The sequence below is a fragment of the Arthrobacter subterraneus genome (assembly GCF_900099735.1).
In the GTDB taxonomy this organism is placed as follows: domain Bacteria; phylum Actinomycetota; class Actinomycetes; order Actinomycetales; family Micrococcaceae; genus Arthrobacter_D; species Arthrobacter_D subterraneus.
Map to the genome: position 1 here is coordinate 109,070 of NZ_FNDT01000001.1, position 25,524 is coordinate 134,593.

The following is a 25,524-nucleotide window of genomic DNA, read 5'->3' on the forward strand; positions in this document are numbered from 1 at the left end:
GGATCCAGTCTGCTCCTGTCAACAGGCAAATGAAAATTGGTGGGTTCTACAGCTGGTAGAAGATTATCAACGTTCGGGCGGAGAGTGTTAGCGCCCGGCGAGAAGCCGTCTCGCGAGCGCCGCCCCACGGTCACGCGCGTTGTCGATCACCGACACCAGGCCGGTGCCCGCAAGCCAGGCACCGGTGATTTCCAGTCCGCGCTCATTCGCGGCTGCAGCGCGGATGCGTGCCACCCGGTCCCGGTGGCCCAGGGTGGCGTGCGGAAGCGCGTTGGTCCACCGCACCACATCCCAGTCGACGACGTCCGATGGGCTGATATCGACCCCCAGCAGTACCGACGCATCATGCAGTGCGATCGACTGAAGCTCGTCGTCGGGAAGCCGGGCCGTGTCGTCGCCGTCTGCCCCCCGCCCGAAGGAAAGGCGGAGCACATGGTTTCCCGGGCCCGCCGCTGCTGCCAGCCATGGCCACTTTGCGGTGGCATGCGTGAGTGCCTTGGCCCGTACATCGGCGACGTTCCGTGCCACCAGGACGCCGGTCCCCCGCGGCGCCGCATCGAGCTGCGGAACATCCACCACCAGGCTCACCAGCGCCACTGCCGGCACCACGGCCGGCCTGTCCTCCTGGATCCGGGGCACCGTGGAAGCCAGCAGGTCGACGGCGGTGGGACCGTCCGTTGCAACTACCACCGCATCGGCCGTCAGCGTCCGCGACGATGTGGTGATGCTCCAGCCCTCGGGTGTCCGGGCGAGATTCCGTGCAGCTTCCGAAGGATGCAGCGCAGCGCCGTCGCGCTCCAGCCGCTGCGTCAGCGCACTGGTCAGCTGGTGCATGCCGCCCTCGAGGCCGGCTACGGCGGTTCCCGCCGGCGCGGCTGCCCGCATGGCGCCGACGGCTGCGCCGAGGGATCTGTGCCGGCGCATCATGGCGCGCAGACCGGGAACGGCGGCGTCGACGTCCAGGTCATCGGGGTCAGCGGACAGGACACCTCCGACCACCGGCGCAACGAGCCGTTTCAGCACCTCCGCGCCCATGCGGGCCCGCACCACGGCACCCAGGCTGAGCTGCTCCTGGTTCAGCAGCCCGCCCAGGGGCAGCGCGCGGTCGAGGCCGGCGCGCACAGTCGCCGCGCGGCCGATCAGCGCGGTCAGGCCGGGATCACGAACGTCGGCCGGAATGCCGAGAAGCCCCGATGCGGGCAGCGGGAACGCTTGCCCCCGGCCATCCTGCCCGGGCAGATACAGCCAGGCACCGGTGGGGTTCGGGGTGCGGACCAGCGCCCCCAGTCCCAGCTCGCGGGCCAGGGCGGGCACAGTGTCGGAGCGGGTGGAGAACGATTCCGCGCCGGCGTCGAGCGTCAGGCCGGCCAGTTCATGGCCGGCCACCGATCCGCCGAAAGTGGCGGAGGCCTCCAGCACGGTCACGCGGCGACCGGCGGCAGTGAGTTCCCGGGCTGCGCACAGTCCCGCAATGCCGCCGCCGAGAACGACGACGGCGGGAGCCGGATCGACCTGCTTGCCGCGGCTCATCGGCCCGGCGGCACCGAATGGATGAGGGAGACCACGCGCGTCAGCACGTCGGGATCCGCTTCCGGGGGGACCCCGTGACCGAGGTTGACGACGTGCCCGGGTGCCGATGAGCCGGCGTCCAGAACGGCCCGCACATGGGCTTCCAGTACCTCCCAGGGAGCCGAGAGCAGCGCCGGGTCGATGTTGCCCTGCAACGGAACTGTTCCTCCGAGCCGCTTGTTCGCCTCATCCAGCGGGAGGCGGTAGTCGACGCCCACCACGTCCACGCCGACGTCGCGCATTGCGACCAGCAGTTCCGAGGTTCCCGTTCCGAAGTGCACCAGGGGCGCGCCCAGGTCGCGGACATGGTCCAGGGCACGGGACGACGCCGGCGCCACGTGCTCCACATAGTCGGCAAGGCCCAGCGATCCAGCCCAGGAATCGAAGAGCTGGCCTGCACTCGCGCCGGCTTCCAGCTGCGCACGGAGGAAGAGCCCGGAAGCATCCGCTGCCCACTCGGTGAGCGCCCGCCAGGTATGCGGATCCGCGTGCATCATGGTGCGGGGGCCGAGGTGGTCCCGGGACGGCCTTCCCTCGACCATGTAGGCGGCGAGGGTGAACGGCGCTCCCGCGAACCCGATCAGGGGTGTGCTTCCCAGCTCGGCGACAGTGCGTGCCACGGCCTCCCGGATCGGCTCCAGCGCGGCGTCCGTCAGCTCGGGAAGCGCGGCAACATCGGACGCGCTTCGGATAGGGCTGCCCAGAACCGGGCCCACGCCGGGCACGATGTCCACGTCAACTCCGGCGAGCTTGAGCGGAATCACGATGTCGGAGAAGAAGATCGCGGCGTCGACGTCATGGCGCCTCACCGGCTGAAGGGTAATCTCAGCGGCCATCGCGGGGTCGAGGCACGCATCAAGCATGGCGGTGCCTTCGCGGAGCGCACGGTACTCGGGAAGGGAACGCCCTGCCTGCCGCATGAACCAGACCGGACGGCGGGAGGGAGTACGCCCGCGGTAGGCCTGAATGAGCGGAGACTCCGACGTCCTACCGTCCGTCAGGGGATGCGTTTCGCTGAGGGTCATGACTCGATTCTGCCGAAGTTCCACCCGCTTGGATAACCGGGCGGTCCATGGGTGGGAGAAATCACCTCTGCCGGGGATCCCTCAGCACTCACGGCCCAGCCGCTAATTCGGCTTAACGGCGCGGATTTTCGACGCTGGAAGAACCTTGGAACTTAGGTTTACCTATTAGGGTCTGGATGCCGCTGTTGGCTATGCTGGGATGGCTGTGAACTACTTTTCCCTGGTTGCGACCCACTCGGATATCGACCTGGAGACCGTGGCCCGCCTAAGCGTCGGGGCGTCCCAGGTCGCTTCGTCCGCGCTTCAGGACAGTCCAGCGCTCACCGGAGCAGTGGCGCTGGCAACCTGCAACCGGTTCGAGATCTACGGCGAAGCGGCTTCCGAGGCGGACATTGAAGCGGCACGCGCCTCCATCATCTCCGCCATCAGCGCCCAGTCCGGATTGCCCAAGAGCAAGGTGTCGGATTCCTTCACCACCATGACCGGCCATGAAGTTCCGCGTCACCTCTTCAGCGTCAGCGCGGGCCTGGATTCCGCCGTCGTCGGTGAGCGGGAGATCGCAGGACAGGTGCGGCGGGCCCTCATTGAATCGCAGGGGGTCGGCACGGCAAGCGGCGGCCTTGTCCGCCTGTTCCAGGCGGCTTCCCGGACCGCCCGTGATGTCGGAGCCCAGACCGCCCTCGGCGCGCGCGGGCGCTCAATCGTCTCGGTTGCACTCGATCTTGCTGCGGACCTTTCGAGCACAGGCGACCTCGCGGAGAAGTCAGTGGTTGTCTTCGGTACGGGCGCCTATGCCGGTGCCACCATGGCGCTGCTCCGCGAGCGGGGCTGCACTGATATTTCCGTCTACTCGCCGTCCGGACGCGCTGAGAGTTTCGTTGCCACACGGGGCGGAACGGCGCTCACCGGTGAAATGCTTCCGGCTGCACTCACGCGCGCGGACATCGTCATTGGCTGCAGCGGCAGCGAGCAACGGGTGAGCGCCGATGACATCCGCAAGCTCCGCGAGGGCGTTGATCGCTCGCTGGTGATCGTCGATCTGGCCCTGAGCCACGACTTCGATCCCGCGGTTGATTCCGTGGACAACGTCGAGCTCATCACCCTGGAATCGGTACGCCTTGCCGCGCCCGAGGAACAGGCGGAGTCATTGCGGCAGGCTGGAGAACTGGTTTCCACGGCAGCCGCTTCCTTCCAGGAACGGATTGCTTCCCGCTCCGTTGACGCCTCCATCGTCGCGCTGCGCAAGCACACCCAGCAGGTTCTGGATGCGGAGATGGCAAGGGTCCGTGCCCAGCACGGCTGCACGGCCGCCGCCGAGGAAGTCGAGTTCGCGCTGCGGCGGATGGTGCGGCAACTGCTTCACGTGCCCACCGTCCGCGCCCGGCAGCTCGCCGCCGAGGGCCGCCAGGATGACTACACTGCGGCGCTTGAGGCACTCTACGGGATCGAGCCCGAGGACACCGCCGAAGCCGCGCCCCAGCAGTCCTGTCCCGTCAGCGATGGTGCCCAGGCCCGCGCTGAGACGGCCTGACTGCGGGCTCTCGGACTTCCAGCTCGCTGACAGGGCACCGCTGGATTCTGCTCAGTAAGCATCCGCGCGGTGTGGATGCCGCTCACCAGGGATTCGCTCCGACTGGATCCCGTTCGGTGTAGATCCCGCTCAGTACACCGGCTTGTCGGGCTCCACGTCACGAACCCACTGCAGGATCCCGCCGTCCACGTTGTACACCTGCCGCGCACCCTGTTCCCGCAGATAACGGACAACATTGGCTGAGCGGCTGCCTGCCTTGCAGTGGACGTAGATCTCACGTTTCGCGTCGAGCTGCGTCTCTCCGCTGAGGATCCGGTTCTGGGGTATCAGGGTGGCGCCGTCGATCCGGACAATCTCGTATTCCCCGGGTTCCCGCACATCGATCAGATCGAAGTCCCGGGCCCCTGAGGCACGCTCCTGCAGTAGTTCCTCCAGTTGCGCAGCGGTGATCGAGGGAAGCTCGCCTAAAGCCCCGCCCTCAGCCGGCTTGAGACCGCAGAATGCCTCGTAGTCCGACAATTCGGTGATCGGAGCAGCGGAAGGGTCCCGCCGCACCCGAAGTTCCCGCCAGGTCATGTCCAGCGCGTTGAAGATGAGCACCCGCCCCAACAGGGTAGTGCCAATCCCCGTGATGAGTTTGATCGCCTCGTTGACCATGACCGAACCGATCTGGGCGCACAGCACCCCCAACACTCCCCCCTCAGCGCAGGAGGGAACAGCGCCGGGCGGTGGGGCCTCCGGATACAGGTCGCGGTAGCTGGGTCCGCCGACGGAGGGCTTGGCCCAGAAAACGCTCACCTGCCCGTCGAAGCGCAGGATGGAACCCCAGACGTACGGTTTGCCCAGGATTTCAGCGGCGTCACTGACCAGGTACCGGGTGGCGAAGTTGTCCGTCCCGTCCAGAACGAGGTCATACCCGGCGAAGATCTCGAGGACATTGCTGGTGTCCAGCCGTACCTCGTGCCGCACGACAGACACGTGCGGATTGAGGTCCGCAATGCTTTGCTCCGCGGAGGCCGCCTTGGTCTGGCCGACATTGCTGACCCCATGAATCACCTGCCGCTGCAGATTGGAAACGTCGACGACGTCGTCATCCACGATGCCCAGCGTCCCCACGCCGGCAGCCGCCAGATACAGGAGCGCGGGTGAACCGAGCCCGCCGGCGCCGATCACCAGCACCTTCGCGTTCTTGAGCCGTTTCTGGGCATCGACGCCGAACTCGGGAAGAATGAGGTGCCGGGAGTACCGCTCTGTTTCTTCCCTGCTGAGAGCAGCGTGCGGCTCCACCAGCGGACCGGGGGCAGGAGTCAAAACACTCATGCTTCAATGTATGCCCAGCAGTGCGGTACTGCGCAATGCACGGGTTCAGCCGCAATCTCCGCGCGCGTGGCCTCCCGGTGCGGGGCTGCGCGGGTAGACTGGGAACCCCGTTGTAGGGGCGGGGACAACCTGATTCAGTACCAGACACACGACCGAAGGCCCAGACACGTGACTTCAGAGGCACCGGCGAGCGGAAAGGCCGTTCGGCTGCCGCGAGACGAGCGGCGACGCCAGCTGTTGAACGCGGCCCATGAGGTGTTCGTTGCCAACGGCTACCACGGTGCTGCCATGGATGAAATCGCCGAAGTGGCGCACGTCAGCAAGCCTGTGCTCTACCAGCATTTCCCGGGCAAGAGGGAGTTGTACCTTGCCCTCCTGGAGAGCCATCTGGCTTCGCTGACGGAGCTGCTCGTCGAGGCGCTGCAGTCCACGTCCGACAACAAGCTGCGGGTGCACGCCACCATGCGCGCGTACTTCCAGTTCATTGCCCAGGACAGCCAGGCGCACCGGATCGTGTTCGAATCGGACCTGAATAACGATCCGGATGTCAGCCGCCGCCTCGAGGCGTTCAATGCGCACTTTGCGGACCAGATTGCGGGGGTCATTTCGGGAGACACCAGGCTCTCCCATCTGGAAGCCACCCTCCTTGGACGCGCGATGGCCGGCATGGCCCAGGTGAGCGCGCGCTACTGGCTTGAAACCGACGGCGGCCTGGACATCGATACCGCAAGCGAGCTCATCTACCGTTTAGCTTGGCGCGGAATCAGTCGATTCCCCAAGGAAATCTGAGTTACATTTCCCTTAGTTTGGCGGCGCTGACAACGGGCGCCGTCGCACCTTCCCTATCCGTCACATGAAAGGCCCGCTGTGGAGATCAAGATCGGCGTACAGAACGTCACCCGCGAGATTGTCCTGGAGTCGAACGAAACCGCTGAAGCGGTAGCGGACGTCGTCAGCAAGGCCATGAACGGTGGCGCCGAGCTGCGCCTGACAGACAGCAAGGGACGCCAGGTCATTGTTCCCTCCGCCGTTCTGGGCTACGTGGAAATCGGCGAGAGTGAAACCCGCCGCATCGGTTTCGGCGCTCTCTGACAAAGCAGGTGTACCCGTGGTCTCGCTGATAGTCGTCACCGGCGTCGCTCTGTCGGTGGGCTTCTTTGTCTGGTTCGCTGACCGGCGACACCACCGGTACGGGGTGCTGCTCCTGCCCGGCATCTGCCTCACCTCAGCGCTGATCCTGTGGATCATCCTGCAGTTTGCCGGGCTGGGCTATCACCCGGACCTGTTCTGGCTGGCCTGGCTTCTGCCGATGCTGGTCTCGACCGTAGTCACGGTGGCAGCCGCCTGGTGGTTTGGGCGGCACCGCGAACACGCGGATGCCGAAGCCATGACGTCAATCCTGAAGCGGCGCTGACGCCTTCGCATGGGCAGGTGGGCCCGCGCCCGCACGGTGCAGGTGAGCCCGCGCCCGTACTGTGCAGGTGAGCCCGCGCTCCCTCAGTCCCGGTTACAGGTCAGCCCGGCCTGCGAAGGAGGACGACGCGAGGGCGTGCTCCCGCTTCGGGATCCTGCCTGCCCGTGACGCCAGACGGCCGGCGACAACAGCGTGCCGGAAGGCAGTCGCCATCGCCACCGGATCCTGGGCGCGGGTAACGGCGGTGGCCAGCAGCACGGCGTCGCACCCGAGTTCCATGGCGAGCGCAGCATCCGACGCCGTGCCGATCCCGGCATCAAGAACGATGGGCACGCCCGCACGGGACACAATGAGTTCTATGTTATGCGGGTTCAGGATGCCCAGTCCCGTACCGATCGGTGCGCCCAGCGGCATCACCGCGGCGGCGCCCAACTGCTCGAGCCGGAGGGCCAGCACGGGATCGTCGTTGGTATACGCAAAGACAGTGAATCCGCGGGCCACCAGGGATTGGGTCGCCTCCACCAGTTCAACGGCGTCAGGCAGCAGAGTCTGCTCGTCAGCGATCACCTCAAGCTTGACCCAGTTGGTTTCCAGCGCCTCACGTCCCAGCTCGGCCGTGAGGACAGCTTCACGGGCGGTAAAGCAACCTGCCGTGTTCGGCAGGATCCGCATGTCCTGGGAGTGCAGGAGCTGAAAGAGTGACGCGCCCGTCTGTGGCGTGTAGCGGCGCATTGCGACGGTGGTCAGCTCGGTGCCGGAGGCGGCGAGCGCCTCGCCGAGCCCGTCCAGGCTGGGCGCTCCCCCGGTTCCCATGATCAGTCGGGAGCCCAGCAGAACCCCGTCGATGATCAGAGGGTCAACACTTTCGATTGGATCCGAGCTCATGGTCATCCTCCCTGGACGGCGGTGACGAGTTCAACGTCGTCCCCGTCGGATAGTCTCCGGCCCGACCACTGGCTGCGCGGAACCACTGTCGAGTTCACTGCCACGGCCACGCCGAGGCGTGCCCCGTCGGCCGGTTGTCCGGTGGGCTGCAGCGCCCTTCCCGTGATCTCCGCGATCAGCTGCAGCAGGTCTGCGGCAGCGGTGTCTGACGGTGTGCCGTTCACCGTGATGGCTGTTCTGTTCATGTTCATCCCTCCTCGAATCTGTTCGGTGTGTACCGCTCCAGGCCTGGCGGCCCGGGCTTCCCCTCCAGTAGATCCACACACACTGCGGCGGCCGTGGGCGTCAGGAGCACGCCGTGGCGGAAGAAACCGGTGGCGATCAGGAGCCTGTCGCAACCCTCAACCTGACCGAGCAGCGGCGCGTTGTCCGGAGTGCCGGGACGCGCACGGCACAGTACTTCGACAAGTTCCAGCTCGGAGACAGCCGGGATGAGCTGCTGCGCGTCGCGGAGCAGCTGGTAGACCCCGCCTGCGGACACTGCATTGCTGCCGTCCTCGCGCATGGTTGCGCCAAGCACCACGGTGCCGTCGGTCCGGGGAACCATGTAGACGGGATGTCCCCGCACCAGTCCGCGTACGGTGTGCGTCAGCAGTGGCTGTAGCGCCTCGGGCACCCGAAGACGGAGGATATCGCCGTAGACGGGCCGCAGTGGAAGCCGGCAGGGCAGACCGGCAAGCCCGGCCGCAGCGAGTCCATTCGCAATAGTCGTGGAGCCGGCGCGAAGCACGCTCCCGTCAGCCAGACGAACACCGGTCACATGGCTGCCGTCCCGTTCGACGCCGGTCGCCGCGGCACGGACCAGCGTTCCGCGGGATGTCACGGCAGCGAGCAGTGCCGCGGCCAGTTTGCGGGGGTCCACCTGATGGTCCTCCGGCGCGCGGAATGCGGCAGTCGCAGCGGGTCCGATCATCGGCTCCGATCGGCGCGCTTCGCGCAGGGACACCTGCTCCACTACGAGGGAGTTGCGCGCCTGTACCGCCTGAAGATCGGCGAGAGCCTGCCGGTCGGCGCCGTCAAAGCCGAGCACTATTGTTCCGGTCCGCCGGAACCCGGGATCGATGCCCGTCCAGGTCAGGGACGCGAGGAATTCAGGGTACCGGGCGGCTGAATCGAGGGTGAGCCGAAGCAGGTGCTCCTCGCGGTAGTGGAGCTCGCTCGCCGGCGCGATCATGCCGGCTGCCGCGTGGGTGGCACCTGCGGCTGGATCCGGATCGATCACCGTCACGGTGTGTCCCCTGCGGATCGCTTCCCACGCAATCCCGAGCCCGATAATTCCTCCGCCGACGACGGCGACGTCCACGTCTGTTTCCACCAGGGTCCTTCCCTACGCCGGCATGATCCGGATCAGGTTCGTTGTTCTCACAACGCGGTCGGCGCCGAACGCCCTCTCAGCCGGCACGCGTCCGAATATGTCCCGGACGCGGTTTGGCTCCCGCAGTACCCACTTATTGTAGAGGGTATGCAACTTCACTCTGCCCGCCTCTACCTGTGCACGGATTCACGACAGCGCCAGCAGGACTTCGGCGAATTTGTCGACGCCGCCTTTGCTGGCGGGGTGGACATCATCCAGTTGAGGGACAAGTCTCTTGAGGCAGCACAGGAGCTCGAACTGCTCCAGGTGCTGCGCGCGTCGGCCGTTTCCCGCGGGAAGCTCTGGGCTGTCAATGACCGCGCCGACATCGCGGCGGTCAGCGGTGCTCCCGTGCTGCACGTCGGGCAGCGCGATCTACCACCCGAGTTTGCCCGCCCCTTCCTCCATGAGGGCGGAGTGATCGGCCTTTCAACGCATTCACCGGAGCAGGTGGCCGCGGCCGCCTCGAATGACGACGTTGGATATTTCTGCACCGGCCCCGTCTGGGCCACGCCGACCAAACCGGGCCGCACCGCCGTCGGGTTGGACCTGGTGCGGAACGCAGCGCAGCTCGAAGAAGTGCACGCGCAGCGCGGCCAGTCGCTCAAGCCGTGGTTTGCTATTGGCGGGATCGACTTGCAGAACGTCGAAGAGGTGGTTGCGGCCGGCGCCAAACGCGTTGTCGTGGTACGCGCCATTACCGAGGCCGATGATCCGCAGGCGGCCGCGGCGAAGATCCGGGAGGCACTTCCGGCATAGCTCTCATGCTCGCCGTTTTGCTCCCGATTTTGCCCATGTTGGCCGACGCTCCTCCTGCCCAGGCGTCTTCCGGTCATGGTGGCGCGGTGCTGGGTCCGGTGTGTGCGAGTTGGTGGTGGACGGCTTCTTCCACTTGCCGGTACCGGTTGCGTTTGGGGTTCCGGTGGGGGTCGATGTACGCCGGTGGCCGGAACCATGGGATTCCCTGAACCGATTCGACCGACCAGTTGCCCTCGTGGATCAGGTGGTGATGCCGGGAGCAGAGCAGCACGCCGTGGCTGATGCTGGTGGTTCCGCCCGCTGCCCACGGGACGATGTGGTGGGCTTCGCACCAGGTGGCGGGCACCGTGCAGTCCGGGAAGGCGCAGCCCTTGTCGCGGGCAACCAGTGCCCGCCGAAGGTGCGGCGGGAAGAGGCGTTGGGCGCGTCCGATGTCCAGGACCTGACCCTTTCCGCCGAGCACCAGCGGCAGGATGTCCGCCTCGCACGCCAGTTTACGGATGCTCCGGGCGCTCAGCTGTTCGGCGAAGACCGCATGGCCGTCGCGCCCCAGATCGCTCAGGAGATCCCGGTAGTTGATGGTGACCATCACCTGCGGGCGGTGACCCCCGGTGGCCGGCAGACCGTCACCGGCAAGGGCGATCCGGCACCCGGACACCAGCCCCTCGAGTAACTCCTGCGCACTGGTTGGGCCATTGGTCTGCGTTCCGGGTGGGGTGGTGCCGTTCACTCGGGGGTTGGTGGCCGTGTTCATGACGGTCAGGAGGTACTCAAACTGTTCATCGGTGGCGCCGATCTCCAGGAAGTGCAGACCATGACGCCTACCGCGCAGGAAGACGCCCTGCCTGGCCCGGAGGACCTTCTCCGTCGGTTCCACGCCGTCCTGGTCGATCACGCTTTCCCAACGCCGGGCTAGGACCCGCAGGACGTCCTCATCGGATTCCACGGCCTGGCGGACCAGGTGTTCCTCCATGGCCTCCACCTGGTGGCCGGTCGCGACAGCCCGGACACGGTGAGCGGCGTCCCTGATCAGCATCGCCGCCCGGGTGCTGAGCGCTCCGGCACGGGTTGCAGCGGCCAGGGCAGGCAGCGGAGCCTGGACCGGTGCACCCGGCCCCGGAACCTCGGGAAGCACGTCCTGGCCCAGCCGTAACCGGCGGTTCGCCTCGGAACGGCTGACCCCGAGCTTCGCCCGCAGGTACTCTGCCGTACCCTTATGGGCTTCCTGGGCGTCCGTGGCGGCAAGTGAGTGGTCTTCGGTGGCCCGGGCAACCAGGGTCTGAAGGTGATCCACCACCCGGGAGATCTCCTCCACCCCGACAAGAGCCGCAACAACCTCATCCTGCCCCAGGAGGAGGTAACCCGTTTCGAAGTGGTGGGCGAAAGCCAGCAAATCCGAACGCATTCCACGCAGGAGAGAATCATCTTCCCCGTGGTGTTCGAGCAATGCGACGGCCATACCAAAATATTATCGAAGACACGTACTAATACCGCCCAAAACCCGGCAATGTGGAGGAGCAGTCACCCACAACTTATCCACACACCCAAGCGGGGCCTGGGCCGGGAACCGGGTCAACGTCAGCAGCCATGCGATCGACGGTCAAACAGATAAGCAGTCAGGCAGCCCGAGCGGTCAAGCCGCCGAGCGCCAAACCCGTCAAGCGGTCAAGCAGCCGAGCGCCCACCCGGTCAAGCGGTCAAGCGGTCAAGCCGCCGAGCGCCAAACCCGTCAAGCGGTCAAGCGTCAACCATCAACCCGTCAGGCAGTCAGACCCAGCGAACTCATCCGCCGGGAATGGTTACGGGTGAGCTGCGCGAACAACTGGGCGGTACCCCGCTCCTGCTCTGCGGCATTCCCCTCGAACAGCAGACCGCCAAGGAATTCACGCTCGATCCCCACCCGCTGCGCCTGGGTCAGCGCCTCCCCCACCAGGCGCCGGCCCCAGAGTGCCAGCCGCGAGGCGAGCCGCGGATCGTCGGACAGTGCCGCCTTCAACCGAGCCTGCAGCAGGCCGCCCTGCTCGGCTGTTGACTGGATGCGCGCAATCAGCTCCCGGGTGGCATCGTCGAGGTGCTCGGCCAGTGCGGTGTAGAAGTCCCCGGAAATCGCGTCTATGACGTAGGCCTTCATGAGGGACTCGTACCAGTCAGCCGGGCGGGTCCGCTCGTGGAATGAGTCGATTGACGCCTGGAAGGGACGCATGGCTTCCTCCACATCGACGCCCAGTCCGGCGAGGTGTGCGCTGACCATCTCGAAGTGCTCGAACTCCGTGACGGCGAGCCGCCCCAGGGCTGCACGGTCCTGCAGCGTTGGAGAGAACCGCGCGTCGGAGGACAACCGCTCGAACGCAGACAGCTCACCGTAGGCCATGACGCCGAACAGGTCGATGACAAACTGGTTGAACGCCCCCGTACCGGTGCCGGAAGGGGTTGCCGACGCAGCGTTCGCCTGGGATTTCGGGTGCAAGGCAGTCATGGAGACAAGGGTACCCGCGTGCGGATTGCGTGCAGCGTGTTAGGGACGGCGGGCCGCCGGGTGTATTACGGTGGGCAATGTGCCGTATTCGCATCTGGATCTGAGCAACCGGGATTCCCAGGTTCAGCTCACAGCCGCGCTGGAGAATCTCCGGCAGGAGCTCGACCTGCGCACGGAATTCCCGCCGGAGGTACTCGCAGAGGCTCAGTCTGCGGTCGCTGCCTCCACCATGCCGGAGCGCGATCTCACCGGGCTCGGCTTCATCACCGTCGATCCCCCCGGATCAACGGACCTGGACCAGGCCTTCCATCTGGAGCGCGCAGGCTCGGGCTACCGGGTCTGGTACGCGATCGCTGATGTTCCGACGTTTGTTGCCCCCGCCGGTGCCATAGACGTTGAGGCGCGCCTGCGCGGTCAGACCATGTATGCGCCGGACGGCCGGATTTCCCTTCATCCCGAGGTCATTGCCGAGGACGCGGCCAGCCTGCTGCCCGGGCGTGAGCGGCCGGCCTTCGTCTGGGAGTTCGAGCTGGACGAGGACGCGCAGGTGCAGTCCGTCAACCTCCGGCGGGCAGCCGTGAAGAGCCGCGCCCAGCTCACCTACGAACAGGTGCAGGAAGACCTCGATTCCGGCGGCGCCGCGGAAAACCTCATTCTGCTGAGGGAAATCGGAACCAAGCGCATCGCCCTGGAAAAGGAGCGCGGCGGCGCCAGCCTCAACCTGCCGGAGCAGGAAATAGCGCACGACGGCGAACGGTACTTCATCGTGACGCGTCCCCCGCTTGCCGCTGAGGACTGGAACGCACAGCTCTCACTCATGACCGGCATGGCGGCCGCAGAGATCATGCTTGGGGGCGGCGTCGGGATTCTCCGTACCATGCCGGCTCCGGACGAAGCTTCGCTCGCCCGTTTCCGACACCAGGCCCGCGCGCTGGGCCGTTCCTGGCCGGCCGGAGTACCGTACGGTGAATTCCTGCGCAGCCTGGACACCTCGGATCCCCGCCAGCTTTCCCTCATGCACGCCGCAGCCTCGCTGTTCCGGGGCGCCGGCTACACCGCGTTCGACGGCGACCTGCCGGACGCGGTCGAGCAGGCAGCCATCGCAGCGCCCTACGCACACACCACTGCACCACTGCGCCGGCTCGTTGACAGGTTTGTGCTGGTGACCTGCGAAGCCCTGTGCGCCGGCGACGAGGTGCCTACCTGGGTGCGCGATGCGCTGCCGCAACTGAACTCGCTCATGTCCGCCTCCAACCAGCTGGCCTCCCGGCTCGAGAGCGGTGCGGTTGCAGCCGTGGAGGCGGCGCTCCTGAGCAACCAGGTCGGCGAGGAATTCAATGCCGTCGTCATTACCGGCTCCAGGCCTACCCCGGACGTCCCTGCGGCATCCGGAGCCAGCCGGGCACCCGGGACGGGCACTCCGGCCCCGGACTCTCCAGCGGCCGCGGGTCATCCGGAAACCGCGCCCTCGGCTCCTGGTTCTCCAGCCACCACGCGTTCGGCGGCCGTCTCCGGCAACGGCAGCAAAAGCGGCACAACCAATTCCAACGGAAGCGGAAACGGGAACGGGCGCAACGGCAATGGTGTCCCGCACGGGGTTGTCCAGCTCGCCGACCCGGCGGTCGAGGCGCGGTGCGACGGCGTCATGACCGCCGGTGACGAAGTGCGTGTGCGGCTCGTGACCGCTGATATCGCCCGGCGGGAACTGCGTTTCGAACTGGTCGGCAAGGTTGCGGCTGCGGCGCCGTCGTCGGAAAGTCAAACCGCGGCAGGGTAGACTTGGTGGCGTAGTAATGGATGCCCGGTCGTTCTTGATGAACTTTTGTCGTTCACTCGACCCGCAATACCTACGCGATCTTGAGTTTTTCCCAGCTCGATGCGGAACGTTCCGCTCCCGAGCCGCAGTTGATAGCCCGCGATCGGCTTCCACTGGACGCCCTGCTTCGTCCTGCTCCGAGCGGACCCTCGCGGTCCGGCGTTGAGCCCGGCGGCGGCAGTGCCTAATCGAAACGGTAGTAAATAGTGACCACAGACAATCACCACCTGCATGCAGACAACAGCGACGACGAAATCTTCGTAGAAGACACCCTCGTCACCACTGAAGAACCGCATCAGGAAGCCCCCGAGACGTTCGCCGACTTCAACGTCCGCGCCGACATTGTCGAGTCCCTCGCGGACGCGGGCATTGTGCACCCCTTCCCCATCCAGGCAATGACCCTCTCCATTGCGCTCGGAGGCCATGACATCATCGGCCAGGCCAAGACGGGAACCGGCAAGACCCTCGGTTTCGGCGTTCCCGCCCTGCAGCGCGTGGTCGGCCCCTCGGATGAGGGATATGAGAAGCTGCCTGCTCCAGGTGCTCCACAGGCCCTCATCGTTGTCCCCACCCGTGAACTGGCCGTCCAGGTTGCCGATGACCTGACAAAGGCCGCAAAGAAGCGCAACGCCCGGATTGTGACCATCTACGGCGGACGCGCCTACGAGCCGCAGATCGAGGCGCTCAAGCGTGGGACCGAAGTGGTGGTGGGTACTCCCGGCCGCCTGATCGACCTGTACCGCCAGAAGATCCTGTCGTTGAAAAACGTCCGCATCGTAGTGCTGGATGAGGCGGACGAAATGCTGGATCTCGGGTTCCTCCCCGACGTCGAGACGCTCATGTCGGCCACCCCGGCCGTCCGGCAGACCCTCCTGTTCTCCGCCACCATGCCGGGCCCCGTGGTCGCCATGGCGCGCCGCTACATGTCCCACCCGACCCACATCCGCGCCGCTGATCCCGAGGACGACGGCGCCACCAAGAAGGACATCCGCCAGGTCATCTACCGCGCGCATAACCTGGACAAGGATGAAGTGGTGGCCCGGATCCTCCAGGCCCGCGGACGCGGACGCACCATCATCTTCACCAAGACCAAGCGCACAGCGGCCAAGCTCTCCGAGGAACTGGTGGACCGCGGCTTCGCAGCCGGCGCCATTCACGGCGACCTCGGCCAGGGAGCCCGGGAGCAGGCGCTGCGCGCCTTCCGCGGCGACAAGATCGACGTCCTCGTGGCAACCGAGGTGGCGGCGCGCGGCATCGACGTTGAGGACATCACCCACGTCATCAACTTCCAGTGCCCGGAAGATGAGAAGGCCTACCTGCACCGCGTCGGCCGTACCGGCCGCGCAGGGAAGAAGGGCACCGCCGTCACATTCGTGGACTGGGACGATGTCCCCCGCTGGGGCCTGATCAACAAGGCGCTCGGGCTGGACCAGGCCGAGCCGGTGGAAACCTACTCGTCCTCGCCCCACCTCTACACCGACCTCGACATCCCCGAAGGCACCAAGGGACGCCTGCCCCGCAATCAGCGCACGCTTGCCGGGATCAATGCGGAGAAGCTTGAGGACCTCGGCGAGACCGGCAAGAAGAACCGCTCGGGTGACCGTAGCCGGTCCGCCGGGCAGGGCCGCCGGACCGGTTCCGAGGAACGCCGGACCGGTTCCGATGAAAAGGCGGGAGGCCGTCGTCGTACCCGCGGGTCCTCCGGAGAGGACCGCACCGCAGCCGACAGCAGCGCCAAGCAGACCGAGCGCACTGACCGCCCGCAGCGCAACAGGTCGCGGACCCGCCGCCGCAACGGCGAGGTCATCTCCAAGCCGGCCGCAGAGAGCTAAGCACCGCGTGGGGAACTCAGCGGTCCACCCGGTCTGGCGGCCGGATGGACCCAACCTCGTGGTGGAAGCGGACAATCTGGAATACCTTTCCGGGCTGCCCGGCGATTCCTTCACCATGATCTATGTGGACCCGCCGTTCAACACCGGGCGTGCGCAGCGCCGGCAGCAGACCTCGATGGTGCGCAGTGCGCCCGGAGCGGGTGACCGGGTGGGATTCAAGGGGCTGAGCTACTCCACGGTCAAGGGCCTGCTGGCCAGCTACGACGATGCGTTCGAGGACTACTGGGACTTTCTCGTGCCGCGCCTGGCTGAGGCGTGGCGGTTACTGGCGGACGACGGCACGCTCTACGTACACCTCGACTACCGCGAAGTGCACTACGCGAAAGTGATGCTGGACGTCCTCTTCGGGCGGGAGTGCTTCCTCAACGAGATTATCTGGGCCTACGACTACGGGGCCCGCGCCCGCCGCCGCTGGCCGGCGAAACACGACAACATCCTCGTGTACGTGAAGAACCCGGACGGGTACCACTTCGACAGCGCCGAAGTGGACCGGGAGCCCTACATGGCGCCCGGCCTCGTCACGCCCGAGAAGGCCGCCCTCGGCAAACTCCCCACGGACGTCTGGTGGCACACCATCGTCTCGCCGACGGGCAAGGAAAAGACCGGCTATCCCACCCAGAAGCCCGAGGGCCTGGTACGCCGCGCGGTTGCAGCGAGCAGCCGCCCCGGCGACTGGGTGCTGGACTTTTTTGCCGGGTCCGGAACCCTCGGCGCAGTCGCAGGAAAGCTGGAGCGGCGCTTCGTCTGCATTGACAGCAACCCGCAGTCCATTGAGGTCATGAGCCGGCGGCTCGCGCCCTGGCTCGGGAGCACGGCGGAACCGGGCGCTGCCGACGCCGAATCCGGCTGGACCAATCCCTCCGCCGCCATCGGGTAACTGTCACCGACGAAACCACCAGGGACTCGCTACCGGATAACGCTGCTCCTGGTGGCCAGCTCCTCGAGCCGCTCGAACACTTCCGGCTGGGTGAGGTTCTCCCCCAGCCGGTTCGGTTTTCCGGTCCCGTGGTAGTCGCTGGAACCGGTGACCAGCAGGTTGTTCCGGGCGGCAATCCGCCGCAGTTCTGCGCGCCCTTCCTCGGGATTGTCGCGATGGTCGATCTCCAGGCCGAGCAGGCCGGCGTCAATCATTTCCGCTGTCACGTCGCTGTCGACGATGCGGCCCCGCGAGGACGCCACAGGATGCGCAAACACGGGGACGCCGCCGGCCTCCCGGACCAGGGCAACAGCGTCTGCCGGGTGCGGCGCATAGTGCCCCACCCAGTACCGGGAGCGGGCGCTCAACATGCTGCCGAAGGCCTCGCTCCGGGTGGCAACGACCTTCAGCGCGACCAGGGTGTCGGCAATATGCGGCCGCCCGATGGTGGCACCCTCGGCAACGTGCTCCAGCACATGAGACCAGGAGATCGGGTAGTCCGCCGAGAGCTTCTCCACCATCCGTTCGGCCCGGGTCAGCCGGGCATCCCGGGAGCGTTCCACCTCCGCGAGCAGTCCCGGGTGGGAGGGATCGTGGAGGTAGGACAGCACGTGCACGCTGATGCCGGTGTCCGTGCGGCAGGACACTTCCATTCCGGGTACCAGCGTCAGGCCCAGCGCGCGCGCCTCCTGCGCTGCCTCTGCCCACCCCGCGGTCGAGTCGTGGTCGGTGAGGGCGACGACGTCCAGCCCGGCAGCTGCAGCCGCGCGCATGACGTGCGCGGGGCTTTCAGTACCGTCGGACACGGTGGAGTGGGCATGCAGGTCGATTCTCACCAAACAACTGTAAGCCCGTATTTCACTCTCCGCTTCGCATCAGGTCCGCGTAGACGGCTCCACCCTGTGGTCCGGGATGGATCCCGTCGGGGGCAAAGTCGGTGGCCTGCCGGGAGGCGGCGTCCCAGTCGCGCAGTTCCACGTTGTCCCGGTTTTCGGCGAAGGCCCGTAACGCATCATTGACCGACGGAATCCAGGGGCGCTCACCGTGCGCAGTGATGAGGACGAGGCGGCGATCCGGGCCGATTGCCTCAAGGAGCTCGTCGAGGACTGCCGGATCAAACTCCCCGTTTGTCCCGAGCCCGATCACCACAACCTGCCGCAGCCGGCCCTGCCGTTCGAGTTCCGCCGCGAAACCGGGCGCGTCCGTCATCTGGCGGCCAACCTCCGCCTGCACATCGATTCCGGGCAGCGACTCCACCAGTTGGGGTGCGGCTGCGAGCATCACCGAGTCCCCGATGGCCGTGACTGCTTTCCCGTCGAGAGCGCTCTGCGCGGGCTCGTCCTGTCCTTCCGCGGGAGTGGACGGGGCCGGTGCCGGCTCCGGAGCGGGCGTACGCGCAGCGGCGGCAGCGGCCTCCCGCGCGGCGTTCCGGCCCGCGGCGAGTTGTTCCTCAAGCTGCGTTTTCTCAGGCGACAGTGCAACGGCCGCACCCGCGAGGACGGTCATTGAGGCCAGCGCCGCGGTGCCGCCGACCAGCGCCGGCCGGATCTGCCGCGCGCGCCACGAGCCCAGGTACCCCGTCCCGGACCGCCGCAGGCCCCGGGCCAGAACCGGCCTCTCCACGTATCGCCAGCTGACCGCCGCGCAGCCCAGCGTGAGGGGCACGACGGCGGCAGCAGCCCAGTGGTCAGCGCCGGGCGGCAGCCACCCGGCCACGAGGACGGTCCACGGCCAGTGCCAAAGGTAAATACCGTAGCTGCGCCTGCCGAGCCACTGCAGCGTGCGGCTCGAAAGCAGCTCGGCCGCAGCACCCGAGGAATGGCGCAGGAGCGCCACGACCAATACTGCCACCGCGCTGAAGGCGAACATTCCGCCCTGGTAGGCAGCAGCGCCGTCGTCGGGCAGGACGCCGAAGAACATTCCCAGCGCCGTCAGGCCGACGGGCAGCGCAACGCGGTTCGCCGCTTCACTCACCAGCGGGCCCGTCCGGGCTCCGGCGAGCGCCAGCCAGGCGCCTAGGAGCAGTCCGAAACCATGCGTATCGGTACCGAAGTACAGGCGGCTCGGATCAGCTCCCGGCGAGAATTGGAGGGCCATGAGTCCGCCGCTCAGCAGCGCGGCGGCGAGGACCAGGAACGCGAAGGGCAGCGGGACAGCGGATCCGGCCCTCCCGCGCCCGAGTTTCCACAGGGCCAGAAGCAGCAGCGGCCAGAGGAGGTAGAACTGCTCCTCCACGGCCAGGGACCACAGGTGCAGGAGCAGCGGCGGCTCGGATTCGGCGAAGTAGGACCCTCCGGAGACGACCTGCACCCAGTTGGTGCTGAAGGTCGCTGCGCCGGCGGCCTGGGTCTTGAGGGTCCGGTCCGCTTCGGTGGGGAACAGGAGCACCAGGGTGAAGCTCACCAGCACAACCGGAATCAGCGCGGGCACGATCCGCCTGAGGCGCCGCTGCCAGAACGCGCCGAGATCGAGCCTGCCCGAGCGGTGCAGTTCCTCCGCCGCCAGGCTGGTGATCAGGAAGCCGCTCAGGACAAAGAAGAGGTCGACGCCGAGAAACCCGCCGGGCAGCGCACCGGGCGCAAGATGGTAGGAAACCACGGCGATGACGGCGATGGCCCTCAGCCCGTCCAGCGGCTTGTTTCGTTCCCTCACAACGTTTTCCGGCATGGGTCCTTCGGTGGTCGGCGTCTCGTGTCCCCCGGGCCACCTTACAAAAAGCCCGGCCGGAGCAGCACTACCGGCCCTGCGCGTGGCGCCGGAACCGGCCTGACCCCCGGTCCGGGATGTTTGGCTCACTCCGCAGGCCGGTGAGACGATGGGCGGGTGAGTACAGCAGAGAACACCCCATCAGCAGTCACCGCCGCAGAGGCCGGGGCCGGCAACGACGCCACGCCCGTCACGCCGGAGGACCAGCCGCTTTCCAGCCGCAACGAGAACCGGTCGCAGCGGCCTGATTCGGATGCCTTCAAGGCCTTCATGGGCGCGCACTGGGCACCGAAAGGAACAGAGCTGCCGGCGGAAGCAGAGGTGGCGCCCTATGCAGCCCAGCGCCGCCTGAAAATTTCCCGGCAGTTCCCCGGGGAACGGCTGGTCATTCCCGCCGGGCCCCTGAAGGTCCGCTCCAATGACACCGACTACCGTTTCCGCCCCCATTCCGGCTTCGCCCACCTCACCGGCCTCGGCCTGGACCACGAGCCCGACGCCGTCCTTGTCCTGGAGCCCACTGCGGAGGGAGCCGGCGACGACGGCGGCAACCACACTGCCACCCTGTACTTCCGTGAACTGGCCGGCCGGGACAGCGCCGAGTTCTACGCGAACGCACGCTACGGCGAGTTCTGGATCGGTCCGCGGCTGTCCCGCGCCGAGGTGCGCGCCCTGTTGTCGCTGGAGACGGCGGACCTTGCGGACCTGGAAGCGGCCATCACCAAGGATGCCGGCGCGGTGGAGATCGGAGGCATCCGAATCCGGCTCCTCCGGGAGGTCGACCTGAATGCGGATGCCCTCGTGGATACGTCCCGCATCAACACCGGCGTCGACCTTGAGGCCTCCGATGAGCTCGACGCGAAGCTTGCGGAAGCGCTGTCCGAACTCCGGCTGATCAAGGACGAGTGGGAAATCACGCAGATGCGCCGGGCGGTCGAGGCTACCGTGAACGGCTTCCACGAGGTTGTCAGTGAACTGCCCCGCGCAATCTCCCACCCCCGCGGCGAGCGCGTGGTGGAAGGGGCGTTCTTTGCCCGTGCACGTGAGGAGGGCAATGACCTCGGCTACGACACCATCGCCGCCTCGGGCAACAATGCCACCGTCCTCCACTGGATCCGTAACAACGGCCAGGTGAACGCCGATGACCTGCTGCTGCTGGACGCGGGTGTTGAAGCCGACACCCTTTACACCGCCGACATCACCCGTACCCTGCCGGTCAGCGGCAAGTACTCCGACATCCAGCGGAAGATCTATCAGGCGGTCCTCGACGCCGCGGACGCCGGTTTCGCTGCCGCGAGGGTGGGCGCCAGGTTCCGCGACGTGCACTCCGCCGCGGTGGCCGTCCTGGCTGAGCGCCTGGATGCCTGGGGGCTGCTGCCGGTACCGCTCGAGGAGGCGCTCTCTCCCGCAGGGCAGCATCACCGGCGTTGGATGCCGCACGGCACTAGCCACCACCTCGGGATGGACGTCCATGACTGCGCGCAGGCCCGGCGCGAACTCTACCTGGACGGCATTCTGGCGGAAGGTATGGTCTTCACCATTGAGCCCGGACTGTACTTCAAGGAGGAAGACCTCTCCGTTCCGGAGGAGTACCGGGGTATCGGGGTACGGATCGAGGATGACATCCTCATGACGGCAGACGGTCCAGTCAACCTCAGCTCAGCTCTCCCGCGCGATCCCGACGACGTCGAGGCGTGGATGGCAGGCATCTACAGCCCGACCGGCGAATAGCGGGCTGAAGGTCCGGACTGCAGGGCCGGACCTGGAAAACCACAACGCAAAGGCGGACAGCCTTCGATGGCTGTCCGCCTTTGCGTTGGTCAGCTGCCCTCGCTGATTCTGGCCGGCCGGTTGGTGGCCCCGCTAATCCTGGCGGGATTCCTCACCGCGGCGGGCCTCATCAGGTGCGTCTTCCGCGGCGGGCTGCGGTTCGATGCGGATCCCGTACTGCGGACGCCCGTCCGGAAGATCAGGGAACTGACCGCGGGTGGAACGCTGGTTTGCAGCCCGCTGTTCATCCCCAGCCTGCGGGGCAGCGCCAGCCTGCTGTGGGTCAGGATTGGCGTGCGGCGCCTGGACAGGCGGCTGCCCCCAGCTTTCCGGACGCTGCGGCGGCTGGCCCTGCCGCGGCGGTTGGTTCGGTGCCGATGGCGTCCCCCAGGGCTGCACGGGGGCGTTGGTTTGCGGGTTCGAATTCATCGGCAGCTGCTGCAGCACCCGGCGGGCTTCTCCGGCAACGGACGGATCAACAATGACGTCGTAGCTGGTTGCGACCACCTGGCTGGTGGACGTGAAATCACGCTTCCCGCGCTGGAACGCGTAGGCGATCACACCGAACAGCACCCAGAACACTGCTCCGAGCGCCATTGAGGAGAGGATGGGAAGGTAGGTCGAGTCACCGCCGAAGAGCGTCAGGATGAAACCAACAAAAAGACCGAACCAGGCGCCGGTCGCGGCGCTGGCAAGAGCCACCCTCGGGTAGCTGAGGCGTCCGGTTACCCGTTCCACGGTCTTGAGGTCGTTGCCGATGATCGACACCTGCTGCACGGGAAACTTGCTGTCGGCGAGGTAGTCGACGGCTTTCTGGGCATCAAGGTAGGAGCCGTACCTGCCGACGGTCTCGCCCTTCGGCAGTGTGCGGCCTTCATCACGTGAGGCGGTTCGTCCAAGAACGTTTGACATACTTTCATTGTTGCCTAGATCAGCCCCGCCGTGGCACCGTATCGCTCGGGGTGAACTTTGGGGTGGCCATGCCGTGCGGGCCGTCACGCAATACAGCCGCAGTAGCGCAGGCGCAGTAGCCTAGGCATGTGAGCAGCAACCCAACGCGCGTTTTTGTGGCACGTCTTCTGGGCCTGGACGTCTTCGACCCTCTCGGTGACCGTCTCGGGCGGCTCCGTGACGCCGTCATCCTCGACCGGGGACCGTCGGTTCTCCCCCAGGTTGTCGGTCTGGTGGTTGAGGTTCCCGGCAAGAAGCGGGTCTTCGTGCCGATGACGCGCGTGACGTCCATCGACGCCGGGCAGATCATCTGTACCGGGTTGGTCAACCTCCGGCGGTTCGACCAGCGCGGCGCCGAGCAGCTCGTCGTTGCCGAGGTCTTCGACCGCCGGATCACGCTTCGCGACGGGAGCGGGGAGGCCACCATCGAGGATGTGGCCATGGAGAAGGACCGCTCCGGCGACTGGCACGTGTCGCAGATCTTCGTCCGTCGCGGCGGCCCACAGTCGCGGCTGCGGGGCCTTCGCCGCGGCGAGCGCCTGATCATCGACTGGATGGACGCGTATCACGGCGACGCCGATGAACCCCAGGCCGCAACGTCCTTCGTGGCACAGCACGATGACCTGAAAGCAGCCGACTTCGCGGACGCACTCCACGAGATGAGCGACAAGCGCCGGATCGAGGTGGCCAGCGAGCTTCAGGACCAGCGGCTTGCCGACATCCTCCAGGAACTGCCCGACGACGACCAGGTGCAGATCCTCTCCTCACTGGACCGGGAGCGGGCAGCCGATGTGCTGGAGGAGATGGACCCGGACGACGCCGCCGACCTCCTCAATGAGCTACCGGAAGACCAGAAGGAAGAGCTCCTCCAGCTCATGGAACCGGACGACGCGAAGGACGTCCGCCGGCTGCTGCAGTATGAGGAAGACACCGCCGGATCACTCATGACGCCGGTTCCTGTGATCCTGCCTCCGGAAGCAACGGTCGCCGAGGCGCTGGCGCACGTACGCCGGGAAGAATTGACCCCGGCGCTCGCATCGTCCATCTTCGTCTGCCGGCCACCGCTGGAGACCCCCACCGGCCGGTACCTCGGCGTGGTACATATCCAGCAGCTGCTACGTTTTCCGCCTCCCGAGCAACTGGGCAATATCGTGGACACGGATCTGGAGCCGGTCAGCGATCAGGCGACCATCAGTGAGGTATCCCGGATCCTAGCCACCTACAACCTGAATTCACTGCCGATCGTCAATGGCGACGGCCGATTGGTGGGGGCGGTGACCGTTGACGACGTTCTGGACCACCTGCTCCCGGAGGACTGGCGTGCCCAGGACATCACGCCCCATATAACCCGTGGAGGCATAAATGGTTGAGAGAACCAGAACCGTAACCACCAGTGGCCTGGACACGCCGCGTGAAAGCCGCGGCCGGTGGCTGCCCAGGCTCCGCCCCAACCCGGACGCCTTCGGCAGCGCCACCGAGAATTTCGCCAGGTTCATGGGCACCCCGCAGTTCCTCTTCTACATGACGGTGTTCGTTGCCGTGTGGCTTGCGTGGAACAGCTGGGCGCCTGAGGCATGGAGGTTCGACAGTGCGGCGATCGGGTTCACCCTCCTGACCCTCATGCTGTCCCTGCAGGCCTCCTATGCGGCCCCACTTCTGCTGCTGGCCCAGAACCGTCAGGATGACCGCGACCGCGTGTCACTGCAGGAGGACCGCCAGCGGGCCGAACGGAACCTCTCCGACACCGAATACCTCACGCGCGAGATCGCCGAGCTGCGCATCGCCCTGCGCGAGGTCACCACCCGGGACTTTGTCCGGTCCGAGCTGCGCTCCGTCATGGAGGAACTGCTTGAGTCCGCAGACGGGCAGGAGACATCCGGCCAGCGCAAGCCCAGACGCCGCGTGCCCGACACCACGACCTCCCTTCCGCAGGTGCCCCCGCGCCGGGACAAGCAGTGACGGTCGAAGCCGCCGTCCGGTCCGCGCTTGGTACGGTCATTGACCCGGAACTGCGCCGTCCGATCACTGAACTGGGCATGGTGGAGTCGGTCTCCGTGCACGACGACGGCTCCGTCGTCGTGCACGTGCTCCTCACCATCGCCGGATGTCCCCTGCGCGACACCATCAGCCGCGACGTCGAGGCTGCGGTCACCGGGCTCCCGGGAGTGAACAGCGTCCGCGTGGCACTCGGGGTCATGACCCAGGAACAGCGGGACGCCCTGAAGGAGCGACTGCGGGGTGCCGGGGACCGGCGCGGGATACCGTTCAACGAGCCGGGTTCGCTCACCCGGGTGCTCGCGGTTGCGAGCGGCAAGGGCGGAGTGGGCAAGTCGAGTGTCACCGTGAACCTTGCCGCAGCCATGGCCGCGCAGGGTCTGCGGGTCGGGATTGTGGATGCGGACGTCTATGGTTTTTCGATACCGGCCCTGATGGGGATCAGCCAGGCACCCACCCGGGTTGACGAGATGATCCTGCCCCCGGTTGCGCATGGGGTCAAGGCAATTTCGATCGGTATGTTCGTGACCGGGAACCAGCCGGTTGCCTGGCGCGGTCCGATGCTGCACCGCGCGCTGGAACAGTTCCTGCAGGATGTCTATTTCGGCGATCTGGACGTCCTGTTCCTCGACCTGCCGCCCGGAACCGGGGACATCGCGATTTCGGTCTCACAGCTGCTGCCCGGTGCGGAACTGCTGATCGTCACCACACCGCAGGCAGCTGCAGCGGACGTCGCCGAACGAGCCGGATCCATGGCAGTGCAGACCGGGCAGAAAGTCGCCGGAGTCATCGAGAACATGTCCTGGCTGGAGCTGCCCGGAGGGGAGCGCATGGAGGTCTTCGGCAGCGGCGGCGGTGCCGAGCTTGCCCGCAGGCTCAGCTCGACCGTGGGCTATGACGTGGAGCTGCTGGGCAGCATCGCACTGGAACCCGCGCTCAGGGAAGGCGGCGATGCCGGAGAACCCGTGGTTCTGCGCCCTGGCTCACCTGCCGCTGACGAGCTGACCCGCATCGCCTCGATGCTGGCCCGCAGGCCACGCGGACTCAATGAACGGCTGCTGACGGTAAGTCCGAAACAGCGCTGACCG

Annotated in this window: 23 protein-coding genes; 12 read left to right on the forward strand and 11 right to left on the reverse strand. The window is 66.7% G+C overall.

Translation table 11 applies throughout. From position 1 onward, the window contains the following. Positions 1-87: 87 nt before the first annotated feature. Positions 88-1,530 (reverse strand): protoporphyrinogen oxidase, encoded by a 1,443-nt coding sequence (hemG, locus tag BLS52_RS00455; RefSeq protein ID WP_090584122.1) that lies wholly within the window; start codon positions 1,528-1,530, stop codon positions 88-90. After that, positions 1,527-2,594, reverse strand: coding sequence for a uroporphyrinogen decarboxylase (gene hemE / locus BLS52_RS00460; protein ID WP_026544179.1), 1,068 nt, complete (start codon positions 2,592-2,594; stop codon positions 1,527-1,529). Before hemE ends, hemG begins: the two co-directional genes overlap by 4 nt. Positions 2,595-2,799: 205 nt before the next feature. Between hemE and BLS52_RS00465 the strand changes: the two genes are divergently transcribed. After that, the gene (locus tag BLS52_RS00465; protein ID WP_090584473.1) at positions 2,800-4,125 is read left to right on the forward strand and encodes a glutamyl-tRNA reductase; all 1,326 of its coding nucleotides are present in this window, start codon (positions 2,800-2,802) and stop codon (positions 4,123-4,125) included. A gap of 129 nt (positions 4,126-4,254) precedes the next feature. Here BLS52_RS00465 and moeB read toward each other — a convergent pair whose 3' ends face one another. Continuing rightward, on the reverse strand, positions 4,255-5,445 hold the full coding sequence (gene moeB, locus BLS52_RS00470) for a molybdopterin-synthase adenylyltransferase MoeB (RefSeq protein ID WP_090584123.1): 1,191 nt from the start codon (positions 5,443-5,445) through the stop codon (positions 4,255-4,257). Between the two features lie 168 nt (positions 5,446-5,613). Here moeB and BLS52_RS00475 point away from each other — a divergent pair, with 168 nt between their 5' ends. The 3 genes from BLS52_RS00475 (at position 5,614) to BLS52_RS00485 (ending at position 6,859) form a co-directional block, all read left to right on the forward strand. Further along, entirely contained in the window at positions 5,614-6,234 is a 621-nt protein-coding gene (locus tag BLS52_RS00475) for a TetR/AcrR family transcriptional regulator (protein WP_051470441.1), read from the forward strand. A 78-nt stretch (positions 6,235-6,312) separates the two neighbouring features. Next, positions 6,313-6,537 (forward strand): DUF3107 domain-containing protein, encoded by a 225-nt coding sequence (locus BLS52_RS00480; RefSeq protein ID WP_026544183.1) that lies wholly within the window; start codon positions 6,313-6,315, stop codon positions 6,535-6,537. Positions 6,538-6,553: 16 nt separating this feature from the next. Further along, entirely contained in the window at positions 6,554-6,859 is a 306-nt protein-coding gene (locus BLS52_RS00485) for a hypothetical protein (protein ID WP_026544184.1), read from the forward strand. 93 nt (positions 6,860-6,952) lie between these two features. Here the strand turns inward: BLS52_RS00485 and BLS52_RS00490 are convergent, their stop codons facing one another. The 3 genes from BLS52_RS00490 to thiO are packed head-to-tail and all read right to left on the reverse strand — an operon-like array spanning position 6,953 to position 9,119. Continuing rightward, positions 6,953-7,744 (reverse strand): thiazole synthase, encoded by a 792-nt coding sequence (locus tag BLS52_RS00490; RefSeq protein ID WP_245702636.1) that lies wholly within the window; start codon positions 7,742-7,744, stop codon positions 6,953-6,955. A 2-nt stretch (positions 7,745-7,746) separates the two neighbouring features. Next, positions 7,747-7,989, reverse strand: a complete 243-nt coding sequence (gene thiS / locus BLS52_RS00495) for a sulfur carrier protein ThiS (protein WP_026544186.1) — start codon at positions 7,987-7,989, stop codon at positions 7,747-7,749. A gap of 2 nt (positions 7,990-7,991) precedes the next feature. Further along, positions 7,992-9,119 (reverse strand): glycine oxidase ThiO, encoded by a 1,128-nt coding sequence (gene thiO / locus BLS52_RS00500; RefSeq protein WP_051470442.1) that lies wholly within the window; start codon positions 9,117-9,119, stop codon positions 7,992-7,994. A 147-nt stretch (positions 9,120-9,266) separates the two neighbouring features. On the opposite strand from thiO, the gene thiE reads away from it, so the two are divergent. Then, the gene (gene thiE, locus BLS52_RS00505; RefSeq protein ID WP_026544187.1) at positions 9,267-9,917 is read left to right on the forward strand and encodes a thiamine phosphate synthase; all 651 of its coding nucleotides are present in this window, start codon (positions 9,267-9,269) and stop codon (positions 9,915-9,917) included. Positions 9,918-9,990: 73 nt separating this feature from the next. Here thiE and BLS52_RS00510 read toward each other — a convergent pair whose 3' ends face one another. Both BLS52_RS00510 and BLS52_RS00515 read right to left on the reverse strand, forming a co-directional pair. Further along, on the reverse strand, positions 9,991-11,376 hold the full coding sequence (locus BLS52_RS00510) for an HNH endonuclease signature motif containing protein (RefSeq protein WP_245702637.1): 1,386 nt from the start codon (positions 11,374-11,376) through the stop codon (positions 9,991-9,993). Between the two features lie 300 nt (positions 11,377-11,676). Then, positions 11,677-12,288 carry a ferritin-like fold-containing protein gene (locus BLS52_RS00515; protein WP_245702668.1) on the reverse strand — a complete coding sequence of 204 codons (612 nt, stop codon included), beginning with the start codon at positions 12,286-12,288 and terminating at the stop codon, positions 11,677-11,679. A 184-nt stretch (positions 12,289-12,472) separates the two neighbouring features. On the opposite strand from BLS52_RS00515, the gene BLS52_RS00520 reads away from it, so the two are divergent. The 3 genes from BLS52_RS00520 (at position 12,473) to BLS52_RS00530 (ending at position 16,978) form a co-directional block, all read left to right on the forward strand. Then, a complete protein-coding gene (locus tag BLS52_RS00520) occupies positions 12,473-14,170 on the forward strand; it encodes an RNB domain-containing ribonuclease (protein ID WP_051470864.1) in 1,698 nt (565 codons plus the stop codon). Positions 14,171-14,415: 245 nt separating this feature from the next. Next, complete coding sequence (locus tag BLS52_RS00525) at positions 14,416-16,041, forward strand: DEAD/DEAH box helicase (RefSeq protein WP_026546027.1); 1,626 nt, start codon at positions 14,416-14,418, stop codon at positions 16,039-16,041. Positions 16,042-16,048: 7 nt separating this feature from the next. After that, entirely contained in the window at positions 16,049-16,978 is a 930-nt protein-coding gene (locus BLS52_RS00530) for a DNA-methyltransferase (protein ID WP_090584124.1), read from the forward strand. 29 nt (positions 16,979-17,007) lie between these two features. On the opposite strand, the gene BLS52_RS00535 is transcribed toward BLS52_RS00530, so the two are convergent. After that, positions 17,008-17,853: a PHP domain-containing protein gene (locus tag BLS52_RS00535; protein ID WP_090584125.1), complete on the reverse strand. Its 846-nt coding sequence runs from the start codon at positions 17,851-17,853 to the stop codon at positions 17,008-17,010. Positions 17,854-17,875: 22 nt separating this feature from the next. Continuing rightward, entirely contained in the window at positions 17,876-19,684 is a 1,809-nt protein-coding gene (locus BLS52_RS00540; RefSeq protein ID WP_090584126.1) for an acyltransferase family protein, read from the reverse strand. Positions 19,685-19,840: 156 nt separating this feature from the next. On the opposite strand from BLS52_RS00540, the gene BLS52_RS00545 reads away from it, so the two are divergent. Further along, the gene (locus tag BLS52_RS00545) at positions 19,841-21,451 is read left to right on the forward strand and encodes an aminopeptidase P family protein (RefSeq protein WP_090584127.1); all 1,611 of its coding nucleotides are present in this window, start codon (positions 19,841-19,843) and stop codon (positions 21,449-21,451) included. Between the two features lie 132 nt (positions 21,452-21,583). Here the strand turns inward: BLS52_RS00545 and BLS52_RS00550 are convergent, their stop codons facing one another. Then, a complete protein-coding gene (locus tag BLS52_RS00550; protein ID WP_175460049.1) occupies positions 21,584-22,402 on the reverse strand; it encodes a YflT domain-containing protein in 819 nt (272 codons plus the stop codon). Between the two features lie 128 nt (positions 22,403-22,530). Between BLS52_RS00550 and BLS52_RS00555 the strand changes: the two genes are divergently transcribed. From BLS52_RS00555 to BLS52_RS00565, 3 genes are read left to right on the forward strand one after another with little or no spacing between them, the layout of a single operon-like run. Further along, the gene (locus BLS52_RS00555) at positions 22,531-23,811 is read left to right on the forward strand and encodes a magnesium transporter MgtE N-terminal domain-containing protein (RefSeq protein ID WP_026546023.1); all 1,281 of its coding nucleotides are present in this window, start codon (positions 22,531-22,533) and stop codon (positions 23,809-23,811) included. Next, the gene (locus BLS52_RS00560; protein ID WP_026546022.1) at positions 23,804-24,400 is read left to right on the forward strand and encodes a DUF1003 domain-containing protein; all 597 of its coding nucleotides are present in this window, start codon (positions 23,804-23,806) and stop codon (positions 24,398-24,400) included. Before BLS52_RS00555 ends, BLS52_RS00560 begins: the two co-directional genes overlap by 8 nt. Further along, positions 24,397-25,521, forward strand: a complete 1,125-nt coding sequence (locus BLS52_RS00565; RefSeq protein ID WP_026546021.1) for an Mrp/NBP35 family ATP-binding protein — start codon at positions 24,397-24,399, stop codon at positions 25,519-25,521. Before BLS52_RS00560 ends, BLS52_RS00565 begins: the two co-directional genes overlap by 4 nt. The last annotated feature ends 3 nt before the right edge of the window (positions 25,522-25,524 follow it).